16 protein-coding genes and 2 tRNA genes are annotated in these 20632 nt (G+C 59.6%); 15 read left to right on the forward strand and 3 right to left on the reverse strand.

Annotated features, from left to right (window positions below):
- Positions 1–61 precede the first annotated feature (61 nt).
- Positions 62–1069: a DUF481 domain-containing protein gene (locus EJA71_RS12400; protein WP_158957179.1), complete on the reverse strand. Its 1008-nt coding sequence runs from the start codon at positions 1067–1069 to the stop codon at positions 62–64.
- A gap of 164 nt (positions 1070–1233) precedes the next feature.
- Here EJA71_RS12400 and EJA71_RS12405 point away from each other — a divergent pair, with 164 nt between their 5' ends.
- From EJA71_RS12405 to EJA71_RS12420, 4 genes are all read left to right on the forward strand, one after another.
- Entirely contained in the window at positions 1234–1587 is a 354-nt protein-coding gene (locus tag EJA71_RS12405) for an MGMT family protein (protein WP_158957181.1), read from the forward strand.
- A gap of 43 nt (positions 1588–1630) precedes the next feature.
- Positions 1631–3190 (forward strand): AmpG family muropeptide MFS transporter, encoded by a 1560-nt coding sequence (locus tag EJA71_RS12410; protein WP_158957183.1) that lies wholly within the window; start codon positions 1631–1633, stop codon positions 3188–3190.
- Between the two features lie 129 nt (positions 3191–3319).
- Positions 3320–5035 carry a proline--tRNA ligase gene (locus tag EJA71_RS12415; RefSeq protein ID WP_158957186.1) on the forward strand — a complete coding sequence of 572 codons (1716 nt, stop codon included), beginning with the start codon at positions 3320–3322 and terminating at the stop codon, positions 5033–5035.
- A gap of 17 nt (positions 5036–5052) precedes the next feature.
- Positions 5053–6006, forward strand: coding sequence for a hypothetical protein (locus EJA71_RS12420; protein ID WP_158957188.1), 954 nt, complete (start codon positions 5053–5055; stop codon positions 6004–6006).
- A 127-nt stretch (positions 6007–6133) separates the two neighbouring features.
- On the opposite strand, the gene dinB is transcribed toward EJA71_RS12420, so the two are convergent.
- The gene (gene dinB / locus EJA71_RS12425) at positions 6134–7195 is read right to left on the reverse strand and encodes a DNA polymerase IV (RefSeq protein ID WP_122591488.1); all 1062 of its coding nucleotides are present in this window, start codon (positions 7193–7195) and stop codon (positions 6134–6136) included.
- 280 nt (positions 7196–7475) lie between these two features.
- Between dinB and EJA71_RS12430 the strand changes: the two genes are divergently transcribed.
- The 5 genes from EJA71_RS12430 to EJA71_RS12450 all read left to right on the forward strand — a co-directional run bounded on the left by EJA71_RS12430 (position 7476) and on the right by EJA71_RS12450 (position 12909).
- Positions 7476–7552, forward strand: a tRNA-Met gene (locus EJA71_RS12430).
- Positions 7553–7774: 222 nt separating this feature from the next.
- A tRNA-Met gene (locus EJA71_RS12435) sits at positions 7775–7851 on the forward strand.
- 279 nt (positions 7852–8130) lie between these two features.
- Positions 8131–10770, forward strand: coding sequence for a bifunctional lysylphosphatidylglycerol flippase/synthetase MprF (gene mprF / locus EJA71_RS12440; protein WP_158957190.1), 2640 nt, complete (start codon positions 8131–8133; stop codon positions 10768–10770).
- The gene (locus EJA71_RS12445) at positions 10770–12065 is read left to right on the forward strand and encodes a virulence factor family protein (RefSeq protein ID WP_158957192.1); all 1296 of its coding nucleotides are present in this window, start codon (positions 10770–10772) and stop codon (positions 12063–12065) included. Before mprF ends, EJA71_RS12445 begins: the two co-directional genes overlap by 1 nt.
- A gap of 517 nt (positions 12066–12582) precedes the next feature.
- Positions 12583–12909, forward strand: a complete 327-nt coding sequence (locus EJA71_RS12450; RefSeq protein WP_158957194.1) for a DUF3077 domain-containing protein — start codon at positions 12583–12585, stop codon at positions 12907–12909.
- A gap of 162 nt (positions 12910–13071) precedes the next feature.
- Here the strand turns inward: EJA71_RS12450 and EJA71_RS12455 are convergent, their stop codons facing one another.
- Positions 13072–14913, reverse strand: a complete 1842-nt coding sequence (locus EJA71_RS12455; protein WP_371925673.1) for a potassium transporter Kup — start codon at positions 14911–14913, stop codon at positions 13072–13074.
- Positions 14914–15262: 349 nt separating this feature from the next.
- Here EJA71_RS12455 and rimO point away from each other — a divergent pair, with 349 nt between their 5' ends.
- The 6 genes from rimO to tsaA all read left to right on the forward strand — a co-directional run bounded on the left by rimO (position 15263) and on the right by tsaA (position 20560).
- A complete protein-coding gene (rimO, locus tag EJA71_RS12460) occupies positions 15263–16600 on the forward strand; it encodes a 30S ribosomal protein S12 methylthiotransferase RimO (protein WP_158957198.1) in 1338 nt (445 codons plus the stop codon).
- A 219-nt stretch (positions 16601–16819) separates the two neighbouring features.
- Positions 16820–17293 carry a GNAT family N-acetyltransferase gene (locus tag EJA71_RS12465; protein ID WP_158957200.1) on the forward strand — a complete coding sequence of 158 codons (474 nt, stop codon included), beginning with the start codon at positions 16820–16822 and terminating at the stop codon, positions 17291–17293.
- A 190-nt stretch (positions 17294–17483) separates the two neighbouring features.
- Complete coding sequence (locus tag EJA71_RS12470) at positions 17484–18194, forward strand: rRNA pseudouridine synthase (protein ID WP_158957202.1); 711 nt, start codon at positions 17484–17486, stop codon at positions 18192–18194.
- Positions 18195–18266: 72 nt separating this feature from the next.
- A complete protein-coding gene (locus EJA71_RS12475) occupies positions 18267–18734 on the forward strand; it encodes a DUF1456 family protein (RefSeq protein ID WP_122591465.1) in 468 nt (155 codons plus the stop codon).
- 173 nt (positions 18735–18907) lie between these two features.
- The gene (locus EJA71_RS12480) at positions 18908–19678 is read left to right on the forward strand and encodes an SDR family oxidoreductase (protein WP_158957204.1); all 771 of its coding nucleotides are present in this window, start codon (positions 18908–18910) and stop codon (positions 19676–19678) included.
- Positions 19679–19861: 183 nt separating this feature from the next.
- Complete coding sequence (tsaA, locus tag EJA71_RS12485) at positions 19862–20560, forward strand: tRNA (N6-threonylcarbamoyladenosine(37)-N6)-methyltransferase TrmO (protein WP_158957206.1); 699 nt, start codon at positions 19862–19864, stop codon at positions 20558–20560.
- The last annotated feature ends 72 nt before the right edge of the window (positions 20561–20632 follow it).

Consider the following 20632-nt stretch of genomic DNA (forward strand, 5'->3'; position numbering starts at 1 on the left):
CGGCAGCTCCTACATTAATCCCTGTAGGAGCTGCCGCAGGCTGCGATCTTTTGCTTCTGCCTTACCAGGCCACGCCAAACCCTGCGGTGTAACGGGTCTTGTTCAAGTCTGCATCATTGGTGCCGCTGATGATGTCACGCTCGGCCTTGAGATTGAGCGAGGCCCAGTCGGTAACCTTGTAACGCAAGCCCATCTCGGCATCCAATGCGTAGTCAGCAACGCCAGATAACGGCTTGCCGACTTCACCGTTGGTGAAGAACTCGACTTTCTTGCCAATCAGGTAGCGGTTGTAGTCCCACTTCATCGCGACGGAATAGAAGTTGTCCTTGCTGCCATCGCGATACTCGTAATCGGTGCGGTTGAGCAGCGAGCCGAGAGAGAACGCACCCAGCTCATCGTCCCAGAACTGGTAACCGGGACCGGTACCGACCACGCGCTGGCGGGCCAGCTCTTCGATGTGATCACGCTTGTAATTCACACGCCCTTGCCAGAACCACTGATCAGTGAGGAAGCGGTCGAGGGAGTATTCAGCGCGCCAGTTATCGGTGGTGGTTACATCGTCCTGCACTTCGCGGTTGTACTCACCTTCCGCGATGTGCCGCCAGCGGCCATGCCGCGCCGTGGTCTTGAAGCCGACATCGTAGTCATCGGTATCCTTCTCGGCACGCTGATAGTCCAGCGCCAGGTCGACATTGCCCTTCCAGACCAGATCCTCGACCACCGGTTTCGGTTTGAGAATCTGCTGGATGCTCGCCAGCTCGACGGTCTTCGGCGCTTCACCGTTGGCCAGAGTGACCTTGCCGTCTTCCGCTGCGCTCAGCGACTTCGACACTTCACCGGTGTAGGCATCTTGCTTGACGAGCAAATGCTGATCGCTGTCCAGCGTCTTGACCTCTTTCCAGTCGATCGTGACCGCGCCAGCGTACTTGGTCTGGATCAACAGCTTGCCGCCATCGAACACGGTAATGGTGCCGCTCAACTTGTCACCGTTCTTCAACCAGACGGTGTCGGCAAGCAGGGGAGTGGACGCACTGAAAACAGCTAGGCACAGCAAGGATCTGGACAACATAAGCGAATCAAAGGCTCAAGTTTGCGAAAAAAGGTCGGCATTATCCGTAGGAATAAGACCCTGACAAGGACTGACCGGACTATTTCTATTGAGTTCATTTCTCAACTGCGCAGTGACGGATTACCCTTGGAGCAACAACACGCCGAAGTTCAGGAACCACGCCCGTGACAGACCCGATCCACGAAGGTGAGAGCGAAGCGCAAATCCGACGCACGGCGCTCTACTCGACCCTCGCGCAAGTGCCCGAAGGCAAAGTCGTCAGCTATGGCCAATTGGCCGAACTGGCCGGATTGGGGCGCGCCGCCCGCTGGGTTGGCCGCACCTTGAGTCAATTGCCGGGTGATACCAAACTGCCTTGGCACCGCGTACTGGGTGCCGGTGGGCGGATCAGCCTGCCAGTGGGCAGCCCGTCGGGCGACGAACAACGGGTCAGATTGCGCATGGAGGGCATCACCGTCCTGAACAATCGTGTGGATATTCAGCGCCATGGCTGGCGTCCGGTAGAGCACAGCGGTTAGAGTGCGCGCTTTGTTTTCGCAATCTTGAGGCAGACTTCAGCCCATGCCCCGTAAAACCTGGCGCGCCGCGCTCGCCGCCTATGCCAGTCCTTCGACGCTCGTGCTGTTGTTGCTCGGTTTCGCTGCCGGCCTGCCGTACATGCTGGTGTTTTCAACGCTGTCCGTGTGGTTGCGCGAGGCGGGTGTCGCCCGTGAGACCATCGGCTACGCCAGCCTTATCGGCCTGGCGTACGCGTTCAAATGGGTCTGGTCACCACTGCTCGACCAATGGCGCCTGCCGTTGCTGGGCAAACTTGGCCGTCGCCGTTCCTGGCTGGTGCTCTCGCAGGTGCTGGTCATTCTCGGCCTGATCGGCATGGGCTTCTGTGATCCGCAAAAACACTTGTCCTGGCTGATCGCCATTGCCGTTGTCGTCGCGTTTGCCTCGGCCACCCAAGACATTGCGGTCGACGCCTATCGCCTGGAAATCGCCGAAGACAATCGTCAGGCTGCCCTCGCCGCCAGTTACATGTCCGGTTACCGCGTCGCCGCCCTGCTCGCGACGGCCGGCGCATTGTTTTTCGCCGAAGGTTTCGGCTCTACCGGTTTCAACTACAAACACTCGGCCTGGACCGGCACCTATGTGCTGTTCGGTGCGTTGATGGTGCCGGCGCTGCTGACCACGTTGTTCATGCGCGAGCCGCCGGTGCCGCTGCGCACGCAGTTGCAGGCCGGGCGCTACACGTTCATGCATCAGTTGATGTCGGTGTTCGTGCTGATCGTGTTGCTGGTGTCCGTACCGGCGATGTTCACTCAGCTCTACAACACCGACTTCGCCAGCGTGTTGTTCGGCGGCATGAGCCCGCTCGACTTGCTGCTCGAAGACCGCGCCTTCCTGCGCGCGATTCTCTATACGCTGCTCACCGGCCTGTGCCTGTCGGCCATGGGTCGTCGCGGCCTCGCGCCAGTACTGACGCCGGTCAACGACTTTATCCTGCGTTATCGCTGGCAGGCGCTATTGCTGCTGGGCCTGATCGCCACGTATCGCATGTCGGACACGGTGATGGGCGTGATGGCCAACGTGTTCTATATCGACCAGGGCTTCACCAAGGATCAGATTGCCAGTGTCAGCAAGATCTTCGGCCTGATCATGACCCTCGTCGGCGCCGGCATGGGCGGCTTGCTGATCGTTCGTTTCGGCATCCTGCCGATTCTGTTTATCGGTGGCGTGGCTTCGGCAGCGACCAACCTGCTGTTCGTGATGCTCGCCGACATGGGGCCGGACCTGCAGATGCTGGTGGTGACCATTTCCCTCGACAACTTCAGTTCGGGCCTCGCAACTTCGGCGTTCGTTGCCTACCTGTCGAGCCTGACCAACCTGAAGTTTTCGGCGACGCAATACGCCCTGCTCAGTTCGATCATGCTCCTGCTGCCGCGGCTGATGGGCGGCTATTCCGGAGTCTTGGTCGAGAAGTTCGGTTATCACAGCTTCTTCCTGATCACTGCGCTGCTCGGCGTACCGACGCTGGTTCTGATCGCCCTGCACTGGTTCCAGGAGAGCCGCCGCGAAGGCCCGACACCAACGCCCGAGCCCGTGCCGACACCAGCCGTCGAAGAATCGTAAGAGATTTCGCCAACGGCGGGAGGAATCCCGCCGTCGTGCTGCCCCACCGACCGCACGCCTGTACGTCGGCAACACTCGCCGGTACACTGCTGCGTCATTTCCAGTCATAGCAACCGACAACGGCCAACCATGCGCACCAGTCAATTTTTGCTCGCCACACAGAAAGAAACGCCTTCCGATGCGGTCGTGATCAGCCATCAGTTGATGCTGCGCGCCGGCATGATCCGCAAACTTGCCTCGGGCCTGTACACCTGGCTGCCCATGGGCCTGCGGGTGATGCGCAAGGTTGAAGCCATCGTTCGTGAAGAAATGAACGCTGCCGGCTCTCTGGAAGTGTTGATGCCGAGCACCCAACCGGCCGAACTGTGGCAGGAATCGGGGCGCTGGGAAGAATACGGCCCTGAGCTGCTGCGCATCAAAGACCGCCATGGTCGCGACTTCTGCGCGGGCCCGACCCACGAAGAAGTGATCACCGATCTGATGCGCAACGAGTTGAGCAGCTACAAGCAGCTGCCAATCAACCTGTACCAGATCCAGACCAAATTCCGCGACGAAATCCGCCCACGCTTCGGTTTGATGCGCGGCCGCGAATTCATCATGAAGGACGCTTACTCGTTCCACGCGGATCAAGCATCGCTGCAAGTCACCTATGACCGCATGCATGAAGCCTACTGCAACGTGTTCACGCGTCTGGGCCTGAAATTCCGTCCGGTTGAAGCCGACAACGGTTCGATCGGTGGCGCGGGTTCGCACGAATTCCACGTACTGGCCGAGTCCGGCGAAGACGACATTGTCTTCAGCAACGGTTCCGACTACGCCGCGAACATTGAAAAAGCCGAAGCCGTGCCACGCGAAACTTCGCGTGCCGCTGCGACCGAAGAGCTGCGTCTGGTCGACACGCCAGACACCAAGACCATCGCCGCCCTGGTGGAAAAATTCAATCTGCCGATTGAAAAGACCATCAAGACCCTGATCGTGCGCGCCGAAGAAGAAGGCAAGCTGATCGCGCTGGTCATCCGTGGCGACCACGAACTCAACGAAATCAAGGCTGCCCAGCAGCCTGGCGTGGCCAACCCGCTGGTCATGGCCACCGATGCCGAACTGCGTGACGCCATTGGCGCCGGCGCCGGTTCGCTCGGCCCGCTGAACCTGCCGCTACCAATCATCATCGACCGTTCGGTCGAGCTGATGAGCGACTTCGGCATCGGCGCGAACATCGACGACAAGCACTACTTCGGCGTGAACTGGGAGCGCGATCTGCCAGTTCCAACCGTGGCTGACCTGCGTAACGTTGTCGCCGGCGACCCAAGCCCGGACGGCAAAGGCACCCTGGAAATCAAGCGCGGCATCGAAGTCGGGCACATCTTCCAGCTGGGCAACAAGTACAGCAAGGCGATGAAGTGCGAAGTGCTGGGCGAGAACGGCAAGCCGGTGACTCTGGAAATGGGTTGCTACGGCATCGGCGTATCCCGCGTGGTAGCAGCCGCCATCGAGCAGAACAACGACGAAAACGGCATCATCTGGAGCGACACCTTGGCTCCGTTCCAGATCGCTCTGGTACCGCTGCGCTATGAAACCGAGCAGGTGCGCGAAGCCACCGACAAGCTGTACGCCGAACTGACGGCGGCCGGCTTCGAAGTGCTGCTGGACGATCGCGACAAGAAAACCAGCCCGGGCATCAAGTTCGCGGACATGGAGCTGATCGGCATTCCACACCGGATCGTGGTCAGCGACCGCGGCCTCGCCGAAGGCAACCTGGAATACAAGAGTCGGACCGAAGGCGAGGCGCAAGCATTGCCGGTCGCCGATGTACTGTCCTTCCTGCAGGCCCGTATCCGCCGCTGAAACCAGATAGAGACGTCATGTTCAAGCGAAACACCTTAGGCCTCGGTGGCACCGCCCTGTGCGGTGCCCTGCTGGTCAGCGGCTGTGCCAATCACATGTCACAACGCAGCGAGCACGAAGAGCGGGTCGAGCGAAAATTGCTCGACCACAGCCTGCAGATTGATGTCGGTGAGCCTAAGGCGCTTGAGCTGCCGCAGCGACGCGTGAAGATCAACGAACAGAAGACTTTTGAAGTCACCGAGTTCGAGGTCACCCGTCGTTATGACCGCTACACGCCATACCAGCCTTGGCGGGAGGTCTACGAGATCCCGCTGGGCGTGGTGGCCGTGGTCGGTGGCGTCGGCGCCAACGTGGTCAACGTCTTTGCCTTGGGCAACTTGCCGGACAGCGTCACCAAAGACTGGCTGAGCTACGGTTTTGCCGGGCTCAATCCGTTCATGAACGTGCAGTCAAACGGTCGTGCGCAGCAGAACCTCGCGGGTATCGATGAAGTCCAGCGCGACAAGCGCACGGAGTATTCGAGCCTGCCGTGGAGCGAGCGTCCGGTGCAGGTCAAGGCTGGCAAACAGACCTTCGACATGACGACTGACCGCAACGGCGTGCTGCGCCTGAATCTGCTCGACAGTCCGTTTGCTGAGAATGATCTCAATCATGTCGGCAAATTGCAGATCAGCGTTGAAGACGCCAAGGATGACGTGCATTCCGATTCATCGCTGCTGATCAGCAGTCATCTGCGCGGCAAGCTGCTGGAAGCGCACGGGCTGATTTACGACGATCTGGAAGACGACGAAGTGAGCCAGTGGGTGCACCGGGTCAAACGTCTGTCGGAACTGGGTCTGGAAGAAGAAGCCAGCGAACTGGAACAAAGCCTGATCGAACTGACGCGTAACGATCCAGAGTTGCAGGCTGAGTTTCTCAAGTCGCTGACCAAGGATGCCGGGCGTCTGGTGGCGGATCCTGGACCGAATTAAAAGCTAACAGCATCGCGGGCAAGCCCGCTCCCACAGGGTTTATGGGTGTTCACACAATATGTGTTTCACCATCGAACACTGTGGGAGCGGGCTTGCCCGCGATGACTATCTGCAATACGCCGCAAATCTACCGCTCAAACAACTCCATCTGCTCAAACCCTCCGCGCAAATCCTCCAGCCTCACCCCAACCCCCAGCAACCGCACCGGTTTCCCGCCGCGATTGAACGCTTGCGTCAGCATCAATTGATAACTGCCCAGATCCCGCCCTGCCCCGGCCTGCTCAAGCGTCGTTTGGGTAAAGTCATGAAACTTCACTTTGACGAACGGCTTGCCCGGTCGGTAACTGCTGTCGATCCGCGCCATGCGGGTTTTCAGGGTTTCCAGCAGCTCCGGCAATTTATCCAGGCAACTGCGCAGATCCGGTAGATCAACGTCGTAGGTGTTTTCCACACTGATTGACTGACGCCGACTGTCGTTGTGCACCAAACGGTCATCAATCCCACGGGCCAGACTCCACAATCGCTCGCCGAAGCTGCCGAATTCGCGCACCAGCGCCAGCTTGCCCCACTCGCGCAACTGTGAGCAGTCGACGATGCCGTGCTTGCCCAGCTTGTCGGCAGTGACCTTGCCGACGCCGTGCAACTTGCTCACTGGCAAACCGCTGACGAAATCTTCGACCTGATCCGGGGTGATCACGAACAAGCCATTGGGCTTTTTCCAGTCGCTGGCGATCTTTGCCAGAAATTTGTTCGGCGCCACGCCCGCAGACACCGTGATGTGCAATTGATTGGAGACGCGGCGGCGGATGTCCTGGGCAATGCGCGTGGCACTGCCGCCGAAATGCGCACTGTCAGAGACGTCGAGATAGGCCTCATCCAAAGACAACGGCTCAATCAGGTCGGTGTAGTCGCTGAAGATCGTGTGAATTTCTTTCGAAGCTTCGCGGTAAGCGTCCATGCGTGGCTTGACGATGGTCAGGTCAGGGCACAGCTTCAAGGCATGCCCCGAGGCCATCGCCGAACGCACACCGTAAGCCCGCGCCTCATAGTTGCAGGTAGCAATCACCCCACGTCGATCGGCCGAGCCACCCACCGCCAACGGCTTGCCGGCCAGGCGCGGGTCATCGCGCATCTCGATGGCGGCGTAGAAACAGTCGCAGTCAATGTGGATGATTTTTCGCTGAGTCATGTCAGAAAAGGAAACGTGGCGAACCGGATCGGCAGTATCTCACTGACACCTGTATATAGCACCAGTGGTACGAATGTTCTTTTGCGCGTGTAGGAAAAGCACTTTGAATTTATTTTCTCAATCGACAAACGGCCGCCAATAGAGCTGAAAGCCTTGCCCTGCCTGCCCTGCGCTCGGAAAAACACCCGAGAAAAAACGCTAACCGATTGAACCTCAACAGATTTTATCCATATTGAAGGTTGACACCCCGGCGTTCCTCTGTAGAATGCCGACACACAGACGCGGGATGGAGCAGTCTGGTAGCTCGTCGGGCTCATAACCCGAAGGTCGTCGGTTCAAATCCGGCTCCCGCAACCAAACATCAAAAAAGGCTACTCGAAAGAGTGGCCTTTTTTGTGCGCGTCTGTTTTGTGGATTTCCTCTTCTTATAGAGGAGCGGCTGCCAAACAGGAATTCTTTGCATTTCCTAAACTTAAGCCTCCACCTGCGACCGTTTGACGCGATATCACACTTATTTGACCCTTTACGGGATTAGCGGTTGACACCCCGTCGTTCGTCTGTAGAATGCCGCCACACAGACGCGGGATGGAGCAGTCTGGTAGCTCGTCGGGCTCATAACCCGAAGGTCGTCGGTTCAAATCCGGCTCCCGCAACCAAACATCAAAAAAGGCTACTCGAAAGAGTGGCCTTTTTTGTATCTGTTGAAAAAGTCCTTTCGCAACAATGATCTGTCACTGTGCAGTGAACCGCTTGGGATCTTCAGAAGTCCTGACTTGCGACTATGCTTGAGTCGCAGGCAAGGCCTCTGCAATCCAGGAACTGCCCTCGCCGATACCCGGTGAGAGGCGTAGTATTTTGTGATTATTTTTTTCTACAGGGATTGGTAACTTGGCTGGATACCTCCATCCTGTCGCGCACAATCCAAGAGGTGATTGATGCGCGCCAACTCGTCTGATCCACAAGACACCGTCACAGCGGAACATCCGATCAAACCCGAGCGCCTGCGCTTGCTGGATCGGTTGAGCAAATATCGTCAACCGATCGGTCTGGCGGTCACGCTGCTGCTGTTCGCGATTGCGCTGATTGCCTGTCGTCATCTGCTCGCCGAACTCGATCTCGATGCCTTGCACGACTCGATTCTCGACGTGCCGAAACCCGCCCTGCTCGGTGCATTCGCGGCGACTGTAGTCGGCTTCGTAATCCTGTTGGGCTATGAATGGTCGGCCAGCCGCTATGCCGGCGTGAACATTCCGCCGCGCACATTGGCGCTCGGTGGCTTCACCGCATTTGCGATTGGCAATGCCATCGGCCTGTCACTGCTGTCCGGCGGTTCGGTGCGTTACCGCTTATACGCCCGACTGGGTCTGGGGGCGTCGGAAGTCGCGCACATGACTTTGTTCGCCAGCCTGTCGCTTGGCTGCGCCCTGCCGCCACTGGCTGCGCTGGCAACCTTGAGTGACCTGCCGGCGGCCTCCCAGGCGCTGGGACTCTCTGAAGGCTTGCTCGGCACCGTTGCGGTAACCGTCTTGCTGCTTGGCGCGATCTTGATGATCGGTATTTATCGCCGTCGCCTGCCAGAACAGCCCTACCCCGACAATCTGCTGGTCAGAGCCGGTCGCCGCACCCTGCGCCTGCCGGGTCGTCGCCTGACCTTCCTGCAACTGGTGATCACCGCCCTTGACGTTGCCGCTGCCGCCACCGTTCTCTATCTATTGCTGCCGGAAGCGCCACCGTTCGGCGCGTTCCTCTTGGTATATCTGCTGGCATTGGCTGCCGGCGTACTCAGCCATGTGCCGGGCGGCGTCGGTGTGTTCGAAGCCATTCTGCTGGCCGCTTTCGCCGACAAACTCGGTGCCGCGCCATTGGCCGCTGCGTTGCTGCTGTATCGCCTGATCTACGTGGTCCTGCCGCTGCTGGTGGCCTGCGTATTGCTTTTGATCAACGAAGGCCAGCGCCTGTTCCAGACCCAGACCATGCGCGCAGCCTCCGGTCTGGCCGCGCCGATTCTGGCGGTACTGGTGTTCTTGTCCGGCGTGGTACTGCTGTTTTCCGGCGCTACCCCTGAAATCGACACCCGTCTGGAACACATCGGTTTTCTGATCCCGCATCGACTGGTCGACGCCTCGCACTTCGGCGCCAGCCTGATCGGCGTGCTCTGCCTGATGCTCGCACAAGGTCTGCGCCGTCGCCTCTCGGCGGCGTGGATGCTGACCACCATTCTGCTGCTGGTTGGCGCCCTGCTCTCGCTGCTCAAAGGCTTCGACTGGGAAGAAGCGACGCTGATGACCCTCACCGCAGCGTTGCTCGGGGTGTTCCGTCGCTCGTTCTATCGCCCGAGCCGCCTGACCGAACTGCCCTTCTCGCCGCTGTATCTGGTGGCCAGCCTGTGCGTACTCGGTGCCTCGACATGGTTGCTGCTATTCGCCTACCAAGACGTGCCGTACAGCCATCAACTGTGGTGGCAGTTCACCTTGGATGCTGACGCGCCCCGAGGCCTGCGCTCGTTGCTCGGCGCTGCCGTGCTGTTGCTGGTGATCGCGCTGACCTGGCTGCTGCGCACCGCGCGCCCTGTCATACATTTGCCGACACCCGACGAACTCGATCGCGCGGCGAAAATTCTGATGGCGTCGTCGCAACCCGATGGTGGCCTCGCGCTGACCGGTGACAAGGCGTTGCTGTTTCACCAGAACGACGAAGCCTTCCTGATGTACGCACGCCGTGGCCGTAGCCTCGTAGCGCTGTATGACCCGATCGGCCCCGGCCAGCAACGTGCCGAGATGATCTGGCAGTTCCGCGACCTCTGCGATATCCACCACGCCCGCCCGGTGTTCTACCAGGTGCGCGCGGAGAACCTGCCGTACTACATGGACATCGGCCTGACCGCGATCAAACTCGGCGAAGAAGCCCGAGTCGATCTGCTGCGCTTTGACCTGGAAGCCAAGGGCAAAGAGATGAAAGATCTGCGTTACACCTGGAACCGTGGCACCCGCGATGGCTTGTCGCTGGAAATACACGAACCGGGTCAGGCGCCGATGGACGAGCTGAAAGTGATTTCCGATGCATGGCTGACCGGCAAGAATGTGCGTGAGAAAGGCTTCTCCCTCGGCCGTTTCAGCGACGATTACCTGAAGCATTTCCGCATCGCGGTGATTCGCTTCGAAGGCCGCCCGGTGGCGTTCGCCAACCTGCTCGAGACCTACAGCCATGACCTGGCCAGTCTCGATCTGATGCGCGCGCACCCGGACGCCCCCAAGCTGACCATGGAATTCATGATGGTCGGCCTGATTCAACACTATAAGAGTCACGGATACGCGCGTTTCAGCCTGGGCATGGTGCCGTTGTCGGGGTTGCAACCCCGGCGTGGTGCACCGCTGACCCAGCGTCTGGGCTCGATGGTTTTCCGCCGTGGTGAGCAGCTGTACAACTTCCAAGGCTTGCGCCGCTTCAAAGACAAGTTCCAGCCTGACTGGGAACCCCGTTATATGGCCGTGCCCGCCGGACTCGATCCGCTGGTGGCGCTGGCCGACACTGCTGCCCTGATCGCGGGCGGCTTGACTGGATTGGTGAAACGCTGATGATTCAACGCTCCCTGAAGTACATCCTGGCCGCACTGATCGTGCTGGCCGTGATTGCCGGCGGCGGTTACTGGTACCTGAAACGCCCGGCACCGGAACCAACCGTAGAACAGCTGACCCCGGCCGACGGCGCCGCCATGACCCGCGTCATCCCGGGCACCAAGCCCAAGGCGCAGGTGCTGGTGGCCGTCAACGACGACCAGAAACTCTCTGAAAAACAACTGACCACCCTGAGCCGCAGCGCCTCGGCGCAGATTGTTCAGGTGATTCTGCCCAAGGACTGCCTGCTGCAAAGCCGCGCCCTGCAATCGGGTCTGCGTGAACTGAACGGCCCGGCCACTTTGGTCAGCGGCATCGGCCCAGGCGCCGTACTGGCCTGGCGCTGGCTCGCCGAACAGAAAGACGACAAGGCGCAAGCCGTGTCCGTCGACCTCGCTCTGGAAAAAGGTGGCTGTACCCACCTGCTGCCGAAATCCGCCGCCCACGGCCACTGGCTGGCCGCCTGGAACGACAACCCGGACGACGCCAGCGCAGGTTTCGTGCGCGATCAACCGAACGCCGAAACCAGCATCAGCGACTACGACATCAACCTGCCGCAAGTGCTGAACAACGAACTGCGCAAAATCCTCGTCGGCGGCGACAAGGCCAACGGCGGTCTGGCGATTCCGGTGGTTGAAGTGCCGGCCGGCCAGGCCAAAGACACCGTCACCCTGTTTCTCTCCGGTGACGGCGGCTGGCGCGACCTCGACCGCGATGTGGCCGGTGAAATGGCCAAGATCGGCTACCCGGTCGTCGGCATCGACACCCTGCGCTACTACTGGCAGCACAAGAGTCCGGAACAAAGCGCTCTGGACCTGACCGAACTGATGCAGCACTACCGGCAGAAATGGGGCACCAAACGCTTCATCCTCACCGGTTACTCGTTCGGTGCTGACGTCCTGCCGGCGATCTACAACCGCCTGCCAGACACCGAGCAGCAACGCGTAGACGCGATCATCCTGCTGGCCTTCGCCCGCACCGGCAGCTTCGAAATCGAAGTTGAAGGCTGGCTGGGCAACGCCGGCAAAGAAGCCGCGACCGGCCCCGAAATGGCCAAGCTGCCAGCGGCGAAGGTTGTGTGCATCTATGGTGAAGAAGAGACCGATGAAAGTGGCTGCACGGACAAGACTGCCGTTGGCGAGGCAGTGAAACTGCCTGGCGGCCACCACTTCGACGAGAACTACCCGGCGCTGGCCAAGCGCTTGGTGGACTTGATCGAGAAGCGTCAGAGCAAGGACTCGGTCGCCGAAGAGTGATCTGAGCACCCACAAAAAGCCCCCGCAACTTCGCAGTTGCGGGGGCTTTTTTACATCTCGGACGATGAACCCATTCCCCTGTAGGAGTGAGCCTGCTCGCGATAGCGGAGTGTCAGCCACCTATTTGCCAACTGATACTCCGCTATCGCGAGCAGGCTCACTCCTACAAGGGATGGCGTGTCCGACGTTTAGTATCGTTTACTTCCAGTCTCGCAATATCAGATGACGCCCACAGACCTTGTAGGCAAACTCCGAAACTCGTGTTCGGGCGCTGTGCCGCTCTATTGCGCTGTTTTTCGACGGGATACTCTCCGGACGTCGCTGACCCATTCAGCGATCGGGTGTGGTAACCCGGAGAAACCAGCGCAACAGTACGTCCATCAAGTTATGGCGGCTGTGCGTGGGACGCTTTCGGGCGTGCCGGTTTCCTTGGTTCCCGGTTTACCACCCTGCGTACAGTTGCCTCCCTTTCGCGTGGTAACGAAAGTCGCGGCACTTCGAACCAAGGAGTAACACGATGACCGAAACTGATCTGCACGGACTCGCAAGCGTTAAAACCATCGGCTTCACCCCTTTCCTCTACAACGCGGATCAAGCGTTCTTCAATGTCCGCGCCGGCATCCCGATCATCGATGCCTTGTCCCAATCCTCCGACCTGCTATCCCTCGCCAAATCCTTCGCAGAGGACGCTGCCTTCATCAGAGACACCGACCGCCATGCCTGGGCCGCGCATTACCTGACGGTGATGGGCAAGGCTTTGCTTGATGATGTGATACAGACACTGATGCCACGACCTGCGCGGACGAAGACCGAATCCGAAACCGAGATGCCTGAAAGCGTGTAGAGGTTTGAAGATCAAAAGATCGCAGCCTTCGGCAGCTCCCACATGGAATGCGAAACCTGTAGGAGCTGCCGAAGGCTGCGATCTTTTGATCTGAAGTTGCCGCCCACAAAAAAGCCCCCGCCAGCCACTAGGCCAACGAGGGCTTTTCAGTTGAGGCGAGGCTTACATCTCCACCTGCGTCCCCAACTCAATCACCCGGTTCAGCGGCAGATTGAAGAACCGCAAATTGCCATTGGCATTCTTCAACATGAACGCAAACAGCGCCTCACGCCAACGCGCCATCCCCTCCAGTTTCGAGGCAATCACCGTTTCGCGGCTGAGGAAGTAGGTGGTGCGCATCGGGCTGAAATCCAGATCTTCCAGATGGCACAGCTTCAGCGCCTGTGGCACGTCCGGCTCGTCGGTGAAGCCGAAGTGCAGGATCACCCGGAAGAAGCCTTCGCCGTGGGCTTCAACTTCAAAGCGTCGCGATGGCGGCACGCGCGGGATGTCTTCGTAGACCACCGTCAGCAACACCACTTGCTCGTGCAGTACCTGGTTGTGCAGCAGGTTGTGCAACAGCGCATGCGGCACGGCGTCGGAACGCGCGGTCAGAAAAACGGCTGTGCCCTGCACGCGATGCGGCGGTTGCACGCGGATGCTGCTGATAAAGATCGGCAGCGGCAGCGCACCTTCGTCCAGACGCTCGACCAGCAATTGCTTGCCGCGCTTCCAGGTGGTCATCAGCACGAACAGGGCGATACCGGCGATCACCGGGAACGCACCGCCCTGAACGATCTTCGGCACGTTGGCGGCGAAATACAGACCGTCCACCAGCAGAAAGCCCAGCAGCACCGGCACCGCGAGGATCGGCGGCCATTTCCACAGCAGCAGCATCACTGCCGACACCAGAATGGTGGTCATCAGCATGGTGCCAGTCACCGCCACACCGTAGGCCGAGGCCAGTGCGCCGGAGGATTCGAAGCCCAGCACCAGCAGGACCACGCCAACCATCAGTGCCCAGTTCACCGCGCCAATGTAGATCTGGCCCTGCTCGTCGCTGGAGGTGTGCTGGATGTACATGCGCGGAATGTAGCCCAGCTGAATCGCCTGACGGGTCAGGGAGAACGCGCCGGAAATCACCGCTTGCGAAGCGATCACCGTGGCCATGGTCGAAAGGCCGACCAATGGAATCAGCGCCCAACTCGGTGCCAGCAGATAGAACGGGTTACGCGCCGCCTCCGGGTTGTCCAGCAGCAAAGCGCCCTGACCGAAGTAGTTCAGCACCAGCGCCGGCAGCACCAGGATGAACCAGGCGCGGGCAATCGGCTTGCGCCCGAAGTGGCCCATGTCGGCGTACAGCGCCTCGGCACCGGTCAGCGCCAGCACCACGGCGCCGAGGATCGCCACGCCCATGCCTGGATGGACAACGAAGAAATTTACCGCCCAAATCGGATTCATTGCATGCAACACTTCTGGCGTGTGGCTGATGCCGTACACACCAAGGGCGCCGAGGACGAGGAACCAGGTGACCATGATCGGCCCGAACAGAATGCCGATCCGCGCCGTACCGTGACGCTGAATCAGAAACAGCGCGACCAGCACCACCAGCGACAGCGGCACCACCCAATGGTCGATGCCATCGAATGCCAGCCCCAGACCTTCAATCGCCGACAGTACGGAAATCGCCGGGGTGATCATGCTGTCGCCGTAGAACAGCGCCGCGCCGATCAGCCCGCACACCACCAGCAACGACCGCAGCTTCTTGCGATGCCCCGCCGCCCGACGCGCCAGTGCGGTGAGCGCCATGATGCCGCCCTCGCCCTGGTTGTCGGCGCGCAGCACGAACATCATGTATTTGATCGACACGACCCAGATCAGCGACCAGAAGATCAACGACAGAATGCCCAGCACGCCGTCGTGGTTGACCGGTACGCCGTAACCGCCGGAAAACACTTCTTTAAGGGTGTACAACGGGCTCGTGCCGATGTCGCCGTAAACTACCCCGACCGCCGCGACCAGCATGCTCAGCGGCTTGGAGGCCGAACCCTCGGCGCCTGCCGCATGACTACTTGCCTGACCCATCCAACACTCCTGATTTTAGAACCGGCTTCTTTGAATGAAGCACTATGCTTTGTGGTGCAGCATGCGCTGTTTTACCTGTTGTTACAGACGTTTTGTTGACTGTAAAAAATTGGTAAAGCTCAACGGCGCGAAGCATAGCGCAGCACTCGTCGTATTTCCCTGCATAAAGCTGGTCAAGTGCGTTGCCCGCCGCTAGAATTGCGCACTTTTTGATCAGAGGCGCGCCCTAAGCGCCCGTCCGTCGGCTTTCGCACCCAGAAAGCGATGTCACAAAATACCGAGGTTAGACATGTCCACCACTCCTGCGCCGGCCAATCCAAAGGTTGGCTTTGTATCTCTGGGTTGCCCGAAAGCACTGGTCGACTCCGAGCGCATCCTGACCCAGCTGCGCATGGAAGGCTATGACGTGGTGTCCACCTATCAGGACGCCGACGTGGTCGTGGTCAACACCTGCGGTTTCATCGATTCGGCCAAGGCTGAGTCGCTGGAAGTGATCGGCGAAGCGATCAAGGAAAACGGCAAGGTGATCGTCACCGGTTGCATGGGCGTGGAAGAAGGCAACATCCGCAACGTGCACCCGAGCGTGCTGGCCGTGACCGGTCCGCAGCAGTACGAGCAAGTGGTCAACGCCGTGCACGAAGTCGTGCCGCCGCGTCAGGATCACAACCCGCTGATCGACCTGGTGCCGCCGCAAGGCATCAAGCTGACCCCGCGCCACTACGCTTACCTGAAGATTTCCGAAGGCTGCAACCACAGCTGCTCGTTCTGCATCATCCCGTCGATGCGCGGCAAACTGGTCAGCCGTCCGGTCGGTGATGTGCTCGACGAAGCTCAGCGTCTGGTCAAATCCGGCGTTAAAGAGTTGCTGGTCATTTCGCAAGACACCAGCGCTTACGGCGTCGACGTGAAATACCGCACCGGTTTCTGGAACGGCGCGCCGGTGAAAACCCGCATGACCGAACTGTGTGAAGCGCTGAGCACGCTTGGTGTCTGGGTCCGTCTGCACTACGTTTACCCGTACCCGCACGTTGACGAGCTGATCCCGCTGATGGCCGCCGGCAAGATCCTGCCGTACCTGGACATCCCGTTCCAGCACGCCAGCCCGAAAGTGTTGAAGTCGATGAAACGCCCGGCGTTCGAAGACAAGACCCTGGCGCGGATCAAGAACTGGCGCGAAATCTGCCCGGACCTGATCATCCGTTCGACCTTCATCGTCGGCTTCCCGGGCGAAACCGAAGAGGACTTCCAGTACCTGCTGAACTGGCTGACCGAAGCCCAGCTCGACCGCGTTGGCTGCTTCCAGTACTCGCCGGTTGAAGGCGCTCCGGCCAATGATCTGGATCTGGAAATCGTTCCGGATGACGTCAAGCAGGATCGTTGGGATCGCTTCATGGCGCACCAGCAAGCGATCAGCTCGGCACGCCTGCAAATGCGCATCGGCCGTGAAATCGAAGTGCTGGTGGACGAAGTCGACGAGCAAGGTGCGGTTGGCCGCTGCTTCTTCGACGCCCCGGAAATCGACGGCAACGTTTTCATCGACAACGGCAGCAACCTGAAGCCGGGCGACAAGGTCTGGTGCAAAGTAACTGACGCTGACGAATACGATTTGTGGGCCGAACAGATCTAACACCGAACTCCCTGTAGGAGCTGCCGAAGGCTGCGATCTCTTGATTTTGAAAAACAAGATCAAAAGATCGCAGCCTCGTTTCACTCGTCAGCTCCTACAGGGATTCGCGATAGCGCTGAATTCAAAAGCCCCGCTCTTTTTCCGAGATGCGGGGCTTTTTTACGGCTATCGTTTAGCGGGGGGACGGACTCCCTTGAAACGAACAAGAGGCCAACGGGCATGCGTCAGCATTCGGTCATCCACACGCCGAAACTCAGCGATTATCAGGAATTGACCCGGGTCTGGGAGGCCTCGGTCCGCGCCACCCATGATTTTCTGCCGGACAGCTACATCGAGTTGCTGCGCAATCTAGTACTCACGCGTTATCTGGATGCGGTGATGCTGATCTGCACCAAGGACGCCGACCAGCGCATCACCGGGTTTGCCGGGGTTGCAGCAGGCAAGATCGAGATGTTGTTCATCGATCCTGACCATCGCGGCCAAGGCCTGGGCAAGAAACTGCTGAATTACGCGATGCAGCATTTGAATGCCGATGAGCTGGACGTCAACGAACAGAACCCGCAGGCGCTGGGCTTTTACTTCAAGCAGGGTTTCGAGGTGATCGGCCGCTCGGAGGTCGATGGTATGGGCCAGCCGTATCCGTTGTTGCACATGCGCTTGCGCCAAAATGAACAACGCTCAGGCAACGGCTGACACACCATGGAACCCCTGTGGGAGCTGGCTTGCCAGCGATGCAGACGCCTCGGTCTGACAGATCCACCGAGGTGATGCCATCGCTGGCAAGCCCGCTCCCACAGGGAACACGGACACCGTGAAAATGGAACCGGGCTTAACCGGCGCCACACAGGTACAATGCCCACCCCTTTTTTGTTACGGCCCTGTCATGACTGACCCGATTCGCCTCTCCAAACGCCTCATCGAACTGGTCGGTTGCTCCCGCCGGGAGGCCGAGCTGTTCATCGAGGGCGGCTGGGTCACCGTGGACGGCGAAGTGATTGACGAGCCGCAATTCAAGGTCGGCGAGCAGAAGGTCGAGCTGGACAAGGATGCCAAGGCCACCGCGCCGGAGCCGGTGACCATCCTGCTCAACGCGCCTGCCGGCATGGACGTCGAAACCGCCATGCAGTCGCTCAGCGCCGAAACCCTCAGCGAAGAACACCGCTTCAGCAAGCGCCCCCTGCGCGGGCACTTCCTGCGCCTGACCGCCAGTGCCGACCTGCAAGCCAAGGCCAGCGGCCTGCTGGTGTTCACTCAGGACTGGAAAATCCTGCGCAAGCTCACCGCCGACGCCGCGAAGATCGAGCAGGAATACGTCGTCGAAGTCGAAGGGGACATGGTCGCCCACGGCCTCAATCGCCTGCAGCACGGCCTCACCCATAAGGGCAAGGAGCTGCCGCCGGTCAAGGCTAGCTGGCAGAACGAAAACCGTCTGCGCTTCGCCATGAAAAATCCGCAGCCGGGAATCATCGCCCAGTTCTGCGAAGCGGTCGGCCTCAAGGTCGTCGGCATCCGCCGCATCCGCATCGGCGGCGTCTCGATCGGCAAAGTCCCGGTCGGCCATTGGCGCTACCTGTCCGGCAAAGAGAAGTTCTAAGACTTCCACTGCCGCCACACATTCCGGCAGCGCGCCAGCGTGCTGCCCACAACGCTTATCAGGATTACTCACATGATTCATAACGACGTATTGCGCAGCGTGCGCTACATGCTCGACATCAGCGACAAAAAGGTCGTCGAGATCATCAAACTCGGCGGCATGGACGTAGCGCTCGCCGACGTAGTGACCTGGCTCGACAAGAAAGAAGAAGACGAAGAAGGTTTCGTACGCTGCCCGGACGAAGTCATCGCGCACTTCCTCGACGGCCTGGTGATTTTCAAGCGTGGCAAGGACGAAAGCCGTCCGCCGCAGCCGATCGAAGTGCCGGTGACCAACAACATCATTCTGAAAAAGCTGCGCGTGGCCTTCGAACTGAAAGAAGACGACATGCACGCAATCCTCAAAGCAGCCGAGTTCCCGGTGTCCAAGCCAGAGCTGAGCGCGCTGTTCCGCAAGGTCGGTCACACCAACTACCGTCCGTGCGGCGACCAGTTGCTGCGTAACTTCCTCAAGGGGCTCACGCTGCGCGTGAGAGCGTAAAGCAGTTTCGAGCCGCAAGCTGCAAGCTGAAGCTGCAACCCTGCTTTAACTTGCCGCTTGTAGCTTGCCACTCGAAGCTGGCCGCATGGCCCTCCATTCCGTTAGAAAATAGTGGCTCCGCTTTTTGCGGCTGACGACTAGGGTGTATTGATCCCTAGCACTCAGGACTCGCCATGCACCCGTATTTCTCCCTGCAAGGCCGCACCGCTCTGGTGACCGGCGGCACCCGTGGTATCGGCAAAATGATCGCCAAAGCCTTTGTCGAGGCTGGCGCGCGTGTCTATGTCTGCTCACGCGATGCCGAGGCCTGCCATCAAACCGCCGAAGAACTCAGCGCATTGGGCAAATGTCATGGCGTGGCGGCGAATCTGGCGACGGAAGAAGGCGTACAGGAGCTGGCCGCGCGGCTGGGCGAGCAGATCACCCATCTGGATATTCTGGTGAACAACGCCGGCACCACGTGGGGCGCGCCGTTGGAGAGCTATCCGGTTAAAGGCTGGGAAAAGGTCATGCAGCTCAACGTGACCTCGGTGTTCACCTGCGTCCAGCAGTTTCTGCCGCTGTTGCGCAAGGCAGGCTCGGCGGCCAATCCGGCGCGGATTATCAATATCGGTTCGGTGGCGGGGATTTCTTCGTTTGGCGAGCAGGCCTATGCCTACGGGCCGAGTAAAGCGGCCCTGCATCAATTGTCACGGATTCTCGCGCGGGAACTGGTGAGCCAGCACATCAACGTCAACGTAATCGCGCCGGGACGGTTTCCGAGCAAGATGACTCAGCATATTGGCAATGATCAGCAGGCGTTGGCTGAGGATACGGCGTTGATTCCGATGAAGCGTTGGGGGCGTGAAGAGGAGATGGCGGCGTTGGCGATCAGCCTGGCGAGTACGGCTGGGGCTTATATGACCGGAAATATTATTCCGCTGGATGGTGGATTCAGCCTCTGACATTGGCGGTGCGGCTATCGCTGGCAAGCCAGCTCCCACAGGTTTTTGGGTGTACTCAGATTATGTAGCCACTCGAGAACTCTGTGGGAGCTGGCTTGCCAGCGATGGCGTCAGCGCTGTCAACACCAGACTTGAGGGCTGTCGGGTTATCATGCCCACCCCGCCCCGCTTCGAATGCAAACCATGACTTACAGCGTCTCCCCCATCGGCTTCGTGCGCTCCTGCTTCAAGGAAAAATTCGCCATCCCCCGCCAACCACAACTGGCCCCCGCCGCCCGTGGCGTGCTGGAACTGGTGGCGCCGTTCGATCAGGGTGACGCCGTACAAGGCCTGGAACAGGTCAGTCATGTGTGGCTGCTGTTCCTGTTTCATCAGGCAATGGAAGAAAAACCGCGCCTGAAGGTCCGTCCACCACGTCTGGGCGGCAACAAGTCGATGGGTGTATTCGCCACTCGCGCCACACACCGTCCTAATGGGATCGGTCAATCCGTGGTGAAACTGGACAAGGTCGAAGCCAATCGGCTGTTTATCTCCGGTATCGACCTGCTCGACGGCACGCCGGTGCTCGACATCAAACCTTACGTGCCATACGCCGATATCATTGCCGACGCCGCCAACAGCATCGCCAGCGCCGCGCCACAGCTGATTGAGGTGCAGTGGACAGACTCGGCGCTGAAACAAGCGCACACACACGCTCAGCGGCTTGATGAGCCGTTGGTTGAGCTGATCGAACAGTGCCTCGCTCAGGACCCGCGTCCGGCGTACCAGACGCCCGCGCCGGAACGCGAATACGGCGCGCAGTTCTGGGATCTGGACGTGCGCTGGCATTACCCGACGCCTGAGCAGATCCGCGTCCTCGAAGTCATTCCTGCCAACGCCTGATGCGTCGCTCTTGTAGGAGCTGCCGCAGGCTGCGATCTTTTGATCTTGCATTGAAAAATCAAAGTCAAAAGA

The organism is Pseudomonas sp. PB106, assembly GCF_009764645.1.
Classification (GTDB): domain Bacteria; phylum Pseudomonadota; class Gammaproteobacteria; order Pseudomonadales; family Pseudomonadaceae; genus Aquipseudomonas.

Coding starts and splice junctions, on each gene's coding strand:
- EJA71_RS12475 (WP_122591465.1), top strand. CDS start 18,267: ATGATTCATAACGACGTATTGCGCAGCGTGCGCTACATGCTCGACATC.
- EJA71_RS12420 (WP_158957188.1), top strand. CDS start 5,053: ATGTTCAAGCGAAACACCTTAGGCCTCGGTGGCACCGCCCTGTGCGGT.
- tsaA (WP_158957206.1), top strand. CDS start 19,862: ATGACTTACAGCGTCTCCCCCATCGGCTTCGTGCGCTCCTGCTTCAAG.
- EJA71_RS12415 (WP_158957186.1), top strand. CDS start 3,320: ATGCGCACCAGTCAATTTTTGCTCGCCACACAGAAAGAAACGCCTTCC.
- EJA71_RS12480 (WP_158957204.1), top strand. CDS start 18,908: ATGCACCCGTATTTCTCCCTGCAAGGCCGCACCGCTCTGGTGACCGGC.
- EJA71_RS12465 (WP_158957200.1), top strand. CDS start 16,820: ATGCGTCAGCATTCGGTCATCCACACGCCGAAACTCAGCGATTATCAG.
- EJA71_RS12445 (WP_158957192.1), top strand. CDS start 10,770: ATGATTCAACGCTCCCTGAAGTACATCCTGGCCGCACTGATCGTGCTG.
- EJA71_RS12400 (WP_158957179.1), bottom strand. CDS start 1,069: ATGTTGTCCAGATCCTTGCTGTGCCTAGCTGTTTTCAGTGCGTCCACT.
- rimO (WP_158957198.1), top strand. CDS start 15,263: ATGTCCACCACTCCTGCGCCGGCCAATCCAAAGGTTGGCTTTGTATCT.
- mprF (WP_158957190.1), top strand. CDS start 8,131: ATGCGCGCCAACTCGTCTGATCCACAAGACACCGTCACAGCGGAACAT.
- EJA71_RS12455 (WP_371925673.1), bottom strand. CDS start 14,913: ATGCTGGTCGCGGCGGTCGGGGTAGTTTACGGCGACATCGGCACGAGC.
- EJA71_RS12470 (WP_158957202.1), top strand. CDS start 17,484: ATGACTGACCCGATTCGCCTCTCCAAACGCCTCATCGAACTGGTCGGT.
- dinB (WP_122591488.1), bottom strand. CDS start 7,195: ATGACTCAGCGAAAAATCATCCACATTGACTGCGACTGTTTCTACGCC.
- EJA71_RS12450 (WP_158957194.1), top strand. CDS start 12,583: ATGACCGAAACTGATCTGCACGGACTCGCAAGCGTTAAAACCATCGGC.
- EJA71_RS12410 (WP_158957183.1), top strand. CDS start 1,631: ATGCCCCGTAAAACCTGGCGCGCCGCGCTCGCCGCCTATGCCAGTCCT.